This is a genomic window from Shigella sp. FC1544 (genome assembly GCF_001722145.1).
Lineage (GTDB): Bacteria > Pseudomonadota > Gammaproteobacteria > Enterobacterales > Enterobacteriaceae > Escherichia > Escherichia coli.
In genome coordinates, this window is sequence record NZ_MECT01000095.1 from 1 (window position 1) to 7,317 (window position 7,317).

Consider the following 7,317-nt stretch of genomic DNA (forward strand, 5'->3'; position numbering starts at 1 on the left):
CCATGCGAGAGTAGGGAACTGCCAGGCATCAAGTTAAGCAGAAGGCCCGGTCGAAAGACTGGGCCTTTTTGCGTTGGTGAAAAAAATGCCGGGTGCGACGCTGGCGCGTCTTCTCCAGCCTGGGCAGGCACGGCAGGGGCGGCTTATTCCCCCACATACGCCAGATTCAGCAACGGATACGGGTTTCCCCAAATCGTCCACCTCAGAGCGTCCCGTAACCTTAAAACCCACCTTCTTATAGAACCCAACCGCCTGCTCATTTTGCTCATTAACGTTGGTTGTCAGTTCCGGTGCCATCGAGAGCGCATGCTCCACCAGCATCCGACCCACGCCGCAGCCGCACACATCAGGATCGATAAACAGCGCATCCATATGCTGCCCACTTAACAACATAAACCCAACCGGCTGATCCCGTTCATTAACCGCGACCCACAACGGCGCTTCCGGCAGTAAGGAACGAACTAGCTAGCACCTCCAGCTCGGCCCGATACTCTGCTGATAAAAAATCGTGTGTGGCATCGACAGATCGACACCAAATCGCAACGAGTTCCTCCCCTTCCTCATGCCGTGAGCGGCGAATACTAATAACCATTTTCTCTCCTTTTAGTCATTCTTATATTCTAACGTAGTCTTTTCCTTGAAACTTTCTCACCTTCAACATGCAGGCTCGACATTGGCAAATTTTCTGGTTATCTTCAGCTATCTGGATGTCCAAACGTATAAGTGTATGTAGTGAGGTAATCAGGTTATGCCGATTCGTGTGCCGGACGAGCTACCCGCCGTCAATTTCTTGCGTGAAGAAAACGTCTTTGTGATGACAACTTCTCGTGCGTCTGGTCAGGAAATTCGTCCACTTAAGGTTCTGATCCTTAACCTGATGCCGAAGAAGATTGAAACTGAAAATCAGTTTCTGCGCCTGCTTTCAAACTCACCTTTGCAGGTCGATATTCAGCTGTTGCGCATCGATTCCCGTGAATCGCGCAACACGCCCGCAGAGCATCTGAACAACTTCTACTGTAACTTTGAAGATATTCAGGAACAGAACTTTGACGGTCTGATTGTAACCGGTGCGCCGCTGGGCCTGGTGGAGTTTAATGATGTCGCTTACTGGCCGCAGATCAAACAGGTGCTGGAGTGGTCGAAAGATCACGTCACCTCGACGCTGTTTGTCTGCTGGGCGGTACAGGCCGCGCTCAATATCCTCTACGGCATTCCTAAGCAAACTCGCACCGACAAACTCTCTGGCGTTTACGAGCATCATATTCTCCATCCTCATGCGCTTCTGACGCGTGGCTTTGATGATTCATTCCTGGCACCACATTCGCGCTATGCTGACTTTCCGGCAGCGTTGATTCGTGATTACACCGATCTGGAAATTCTGGCAGAGACGGAAGAAGGGGATGCATATCTGTTTGCCAGCAAAGATAAGCGCATTGCCTTTGTGACGGGCCATCCCGAATATGATGCGCAAACGCTGGCGCAGGAATATTTCCGCGATGTGGAAGCCGGACTAGACCCGGAAGTACCGTATAACTATTTCCCGCACAATGATCCGCAAAATACACCGCGAGCGAGCTGGCGTAGTCACGGTAATTTGCTGTTTACCAACTGGCTCAACTATTACGTCTATCAGATCACGCCATACGATCTACGGCACATGAATCCAACGCTGGATTAATCTTCTGTGATAGTCGATCGTTAAGCGATTCAGCACCTTACCTCAGGCACCTTCGGGTGCCTTTTTTATTTCCGAAACGCACCTCAGGAGGTGAATAAATTTTATTCACATTGTTATCAATAAGTTATCAAGTATTTTTAATTAAAATGGAAATTGTTTTTGATTTTGCATTTTAAATGAGTAGTCTTAGTTGTGCTGAACGAAAAGCGCACAACGATCCTTCGTTCACAGTGGGGAAGTTTTCGGATCCATGACGAGGAGCTGCACGATGACTGAACAGGCAACAACAACCGATGAACTGGCTTTCACAAGGCCGTATGGCGAGCAGGAGAAGCAAATTCTTACTGCCGAAGCGGTAGAATTTCTGACTGAGCTGGTGACGCATTTTACGCCACAACGAAATAAACTTCTGGCAGCGCGCATTCAGCAGCAGCAAGATATTGATAACGGAACGTTGCCTGATTTTATTTCGGAAACAGCTTCCATTTGCGATGCTGATTGGAAAATTCGCGGGATTCCTGCGGACTTAGAAGACCGCCGCGTAGAGATAACTGGCCCGGTAGAGCGCAAGATGGTGATCAACGCGCTCAACGCCAATGTGAAAGTCTTTATGGCCGATTTCGAAGATTCACTGGCCCCGGACTGGAACAAAGTGATCGACGGGCAAATTAACCTGCGTGATGCAGTTAACGGTACCATCAGCTATACCAATGAAGCAGGCAAAATTTACCAGCTCAAGCCCAATCCAGCGGTTTTGATTTGTCGGGTACGCGGTCTGCACTTGCCGGAAAAACATGTCACCTGGCGTGGTGAGGCAATCCCCGGCAGCCTGTTTGATTTTGCGCTCTATTTCTTCCACAACTATCAGGCTCTGTTGGCAAAGGGCAGTGGTCCCTATTTCTATCTGCCGAAAACCCAGTCCTGGCAGGAAGCGGTCTGGTGGAGCGAAGTCTTCAGCTATGCAGAAGATCGCTTTAATCTGCCGCGCGGCACCATCAAGGCGACGTTGCTGATTGAAACGCTGCCCGCCGTGTTCCAGATGGATGAAATCCTTCACGCGCTGCGTGACCATATTGTTGGTCTGAACTGCGGTCGTTGGGATTACATCTTCAGCTATATCAAAACGTTGAAAAACTATCCCGATCGCGTCCTGCCAGACAGACAGGCAGTGACGATGGATAAACCATTCCTGAATGCTTACTCACGCCTGTTGATTAAAACCTGCCATAAACGCGGTGCTTTTGCGATGGGCGGCATGGCGGCGTTTATTCCGAGCAAAGATGAAGAGCACAATAACCAGGTGCTCAACAAAGTAAAAGCGGATAAATCGCTGGAAGCCAATAACGGTCACGATGGCACATGGATCGCTCACCCAGGCCTTGCGGATACGGCAATGGCGGTATTCAACGACATTCTCGGCTCCCGTAAAAATCAGCTTGAAGTGATGCGCGAACAAGACGCGCCGATTACTGCCGATCAGCTACTGGCACCTTGTGACGGTGAACGCACCGAAGAAGGTATGCGCGCAAATATTCGCGTAGCCGTGCAGTACATCGAAGCGTGGATCTCTGGCAACGGCTGTGTGCCGATTTATGGCCTGATGGAAGATGCGGCGACGGCTGAAATTTCCCGTACCTCAATCTGGCAGTGGATCCATCATCAAAAAATGTTGAGCAATGGCAAACCGGTAACTAAAGCCTTGTTCCGCCAGATGCTGGGCGAAGAGATGAAAGTCATTGCCAGCGAACTGGGCGAAGAACGTTTCTCCCAGGGGCGTTTTGACGATGCCGCACGCTTGATGGAACAGATCACCACTTCCGATGAGTTAATTGATTTCCTGACCCTGCCAGGCTACTGCCTGTTAGCGTAAACCACCACATAACTATGGAGCATCTGCACATGAAAACCCGTACACAACAAATTGAAGAATTACAGAAAGAGTGGACTCAACCGCGTTGGGAAGGCATTACTCGCCCATACAGCGCGGAAGATGTGGTGAAATTACGCGGTTCAGTCAATCCTGAATGCACCCTGGCGCAACTGGGCGCGGCGAGAATGTGGCGTCTGCTGCATGGCGAGTCGAAAAAAGGCTACATCAACAGCCTCGGTGCACTGACTGGCGGTCAGGCGCTGCAACAGGCGAAAGCGGGTATTGAAGCAGTCTATCTGTCGGGATGGCAGGTAGCGGCGGACGCTAACCTGGCGGCCAGCATGTATCCGGATCAGTCGCTCTATCCGGCAAACTCGGTGCCAGCTGTGGTGGAGCGGATCAACAATACTTTCCGCCGTGCGGATCAGATCCAATGGTCCGCGGGCATTGAGCCGGGCGATCCGCGCTATGTCGATTACTTCCTGCCGATCGTTGCCGATGCGGAAGCCGGTTTTGGCGGTGTCCTGAATGCCTTTGAACTGATGAAAGCGATGATTGAAGCCGGTGCAGCGGCAGTTCACTTCGAAGATCAGCTGGCGTCAGTGAAGAAATGCGGTCACATGGGCGGCAAAGTTTTGGTGCCAACTCAAGAAGCTATTCAGAAACTGGTCGCGGCGCGTCTGGCAGCTGACGTGACGGGCGTTCCAACCCTACTGGTTGCTCGTACCGATGCCGATGCAGCGGATCTGATCACCTCCGATTGCGACCCGTATGACAGCGAATTTATTACCGGCGAGCGTACCAGTGAAGGCTTCTTCCGTACTCATGCGGGCATTGAGCAAGCGATCAGCCGTAGCCTGGCGTATGCGCCATATGCTGACCTGGTCTGGTGTGAAACCTCCACGCCGGATCTGGAACTGGCGCGTCGCTTTGCACAAGCTATCCACGCGAAATATCCGGGCAAACTGCTGGCTTATAACTGCTCGCCGTCGTTCAACTGGCAGAAAAACCTCGACGACAAAACTATTGACAGCTTCCAGCAGCAGCTGTCGGATATGGGCTACAAGTTCCAGTTCATCACCCTGGCAGGTATCCACAGCATGTGGTTCAACATGTTTGACCTGGCAAACGCCTATGCCTAGGGCGAGGGTATGAAGCACTACGTTGAGAAAGTGCAGCAGCCGGAATTTGCCGCCGCGAAAGATGGCTATACCTTCGTATCTCACCAGCAGGAAGTGGGTACAGGTTACTTCGATAAAGTGACGACTATTATTCAGGGCGGCACGTCTTCAGTCACCGCGCTGACCGGCTCCACTGAAGAATCGCAGTTCTAAGCAACAACAACCGTTGCTGACTGTAGGCCGGATAAGGCGTTCACGCCGCATCCGGCAATCGGTGCACGATGCCTGATGCGACGCTTGCGCGTCTTATCATGCCTACAACCGTTGCCGAACGTAGGCTGGATAAGGCGTTTACGCCGCATCCGGCAATTCTCTGCTCCTGATGAGGGCGTTAAATGCCGCGTGGCCTGGAATTACTGATTGCTCAAACCATTTTGCAAGGCTTCGACGCTCAGTATGGTCGATTCCTCGAAGTGACTTCCGGGGCGCAGCAGCGTTTCGAACAGGCCGACTGGCATGCTGTCCAGCTGGCGATGAAAAACCGTATCCATCTTTACGATCATCACGTTGGTCTGGTCGTGGAGCAACTGCGCTGCATTACTAACGGCCAAAGTACGGACGCGGCATTTTTACTGCGCGTTAAAGAGCATTACACGCGGCTGTTGCCGGATTACCCGCGCTTCGAGATTGCGGAGAGCTTTTTTAACTCCGTGTACTGTCGGTTATTTGACCACCGCTCGCTTACTCCCGAGCGGCTTTTTATCTTTAGCTCTCAGCCAGAGCGCCGCTTTCGTACCATTCCCCGCCCGCTGGCGAAAGACTTTCACCCCGATCACGGCTGGGAATCTCTACTGATGCGCGTTATCAGCGACCTGCCGCTGCGCCTGCGCTGGCAGAATAAAAGCCGTGACATTCATTACATCATTCGCCATCTGACGGAAACGCTGGGGACAGACAACCTCGCGGAAAGTCATTTACAGGTGGCGAACGAACTGTTTTACCGCAATAAAGCCGCCTGGCTGGTGGGCAAACTGATCACGCCTTCCGGCACGTTGCCCTTCTTACTGCCGATCCACCAGACGGACGACGGCGAGTTATTTATTGATACCTGCCTGATGACGACCGCCGAAGCGAGCATTGTTTTTGGCTTTGCGCGTTCTTATTTTATGGTTTATGCACCGCTGCCCGCAGCGCTGGTCGAGTGGCTACGGGAAATTCTGCCAGGTAAAACCACTGCTGAATTGTATATGGCTATCGGCTGCCAGAAGCACGCCAAAACCGAAAGCTACCGCGAATATCTCGTTTATCTACAGGGCTGTAGTGAGCAGTTCATTGAAGCGCCGGGTATTCGTGGAATGGTGATGTTGGTGTTTACGCTGCCGGGCTTTGATCGGGTATTCAAAGTCATCAAAGACAAGTTCGCGCCGCAGAAAGAGATGTCTGCCGCTCACGTTCGTGCCTGCTATCAACTGGTGAAAGAGCACGACCGTGTGGGCCGAATGGCGGACACCCAGGAGTTTGAAAACTTTGTGCTGGAGAAGCGGCATATTTCCCCGGCATTAATGGAATTACTGCTCCAGGAAGCAGCGGAAAAAATCACCGATCTTGGTGAGCAGATTGTAATTCGCCATCTCTATATCGAGCGGCGGATGGTGCCGCTCAATATCTGGCTGGAACAAGTGGAAGGTCAGCAGTTGCGCGACGCCATTGAAGAATACGGTAACGCTATTCGCCAGCTTGCCGCTGCTAACATTTTTCCTGGCGACATGCTGTTTAAAAACTTCGGTGTCACCCGTCACGGGCGTGTGGTTTTTTATGATTACGATGAAATTTGCTACATGACGGAAGTGAATTTCCGCGACATCCCGCCGCCGCGCTATCCGGAAGACGAACTTGCCAGCGAACCGTGGTACAGCGTCTCGCCGGGCGATGTTTTCCCGGAAGAGTTTCGCCACTGGCTATGCGCCGACCCGCGTATTGGTCCGCTGTTTGAAGAGATGCACGCCGACCTGTTCCGCGCTGATTACTGGCGCGCACTACAAAACCGCATACGTGAAGGGCATGTGGAAGATGTTTATGCGTATCGGCGCAGGCAAAGATTTAGCGTACGGTATGGGGAGATGCTTTTTTGAGTAAAGCTTCCATATAATTTTTCTCCGCAATGTATCGAGGGTTATCCGTAAAGCCAAAGCTTTCAGCCATCTTATTTAATGTATTAAGGATTAATTCAGCAATAACCCGGTGACCAAATTCAAAAGCCAACTCAAAGGCAGAGTATTTTTGTGGCGCTTTGTGTTGCCAAAAATCCATAATATCTTCAGCGGTAAATCCAAACAGGCGTGCATGGTCAGGGTAATGCTGCCAACTTACTGATTTAGTGTATGATGGTGATTTTAAGGTGCTTGCGTGGCTTCCATTTCCATCAGATGTCCTTCCTGCTCCGCTACTGAAGGCGTGGTGCGTAACGGCAAAAGCACTGCCGGACATCAGCGCTATCTCTGCTCTCATTGCCGTAAAACATGGCAACTACAGTTCACTTACACCGCCTCTCAGCCCGGTACGCACCAGAAAATCATTGATATGGCCATGAATGGCGTCGGATGTCGCGCCAGTGCACGCATTATGGGCGTTGGCCTCAACACGGTTTT

The 7,317-nt window shown here is 51.6% G+C and carries 4 protein-coding genes and 3 pseudogenes; 5 read left to right on the plus strand and 2 right to left on the minus strand.

The window, feature by feature from the left end; translation table 11 throughout:
- Positions 1 to 143: 143 nt before the first annotated feature.
- Positions 144 to 592: pseudogene (locus BGK49_RS06735) on the minus strand (acetyltransferase).
- 156 nt (positions 593 to 748) lie between these two features.
- Between BGK49_RS06735 and metA the strand changes: the two are divergent.
- From metA to aceK, 4 genes and pseudogenes are all read left to right on the plus strand, one after another.
- A complete protein-coding gene (gene metA / locus BGK49_RS06740) occupies positions 749 to 1,678 on the plus strand; it encodes a homoserine O-acetyltransferase MetA (protein ID WP_001122787.1) in 930 nt (309 codons plus the stop codon).
- Positions 1,679 to 1,946: 268 nt separating this feature from the next.
- Entirely contained in the window at positions 1,947 to 3,548 is a 1,602-nt protein-coding gene (gene aceB / locus BGK49_RS06745; RefSeq protein WP_000138895.1) for a malate synthase A, read from the plus strand.
- A 29-nt stretch (positions 3,549 to 3,577) separates the two neighbouring features.
- Positions 3,578 to 4,882, plus strand: a pseudogene (gene aceA / locus BGK49_RS06750) (isocitrate lyase).
- Positions 4,883 to 5,064: 182 nt separating this feature from the next.
- Positions 5,065 to 6,801 (plus strand): bifunctional isocitrate dehydrogenase kinase/phosphatase, encoded by a 1,737-nt coding sequence (gene aceK / locus BGK49_RS06760; protein WP_001137198.1) that lies wholly within the window; start codon positions 5,065 to 5,067, stop codon positions 6,799 to 6,801.
- Here the strand turns inward: aceK and BGK49_RS29125 are convergent.
- Positions 6,770 to 7,018, minus strand: a pseudogene (locus tag BGK49_RS29125) (hypothetical protein); the annotation flags it as partial. The gene aceK and the pseudogene BGK49_RS29125 overlap by 32 nt on opposite strands.
- Positions 7,019 to 7,075: 57 nt before the next feature.
- Here BGK49_RS29125 and BGK49_RS06770 point away from each other — a divergent pair.
- Positions 7,076 to 7,317 (plus strand): IS1 family transposase (locus tag BGK49_RS06770; protein WP_001735704.1); only part of this gene is annotated, 242 nt, incomplete at its 3' end.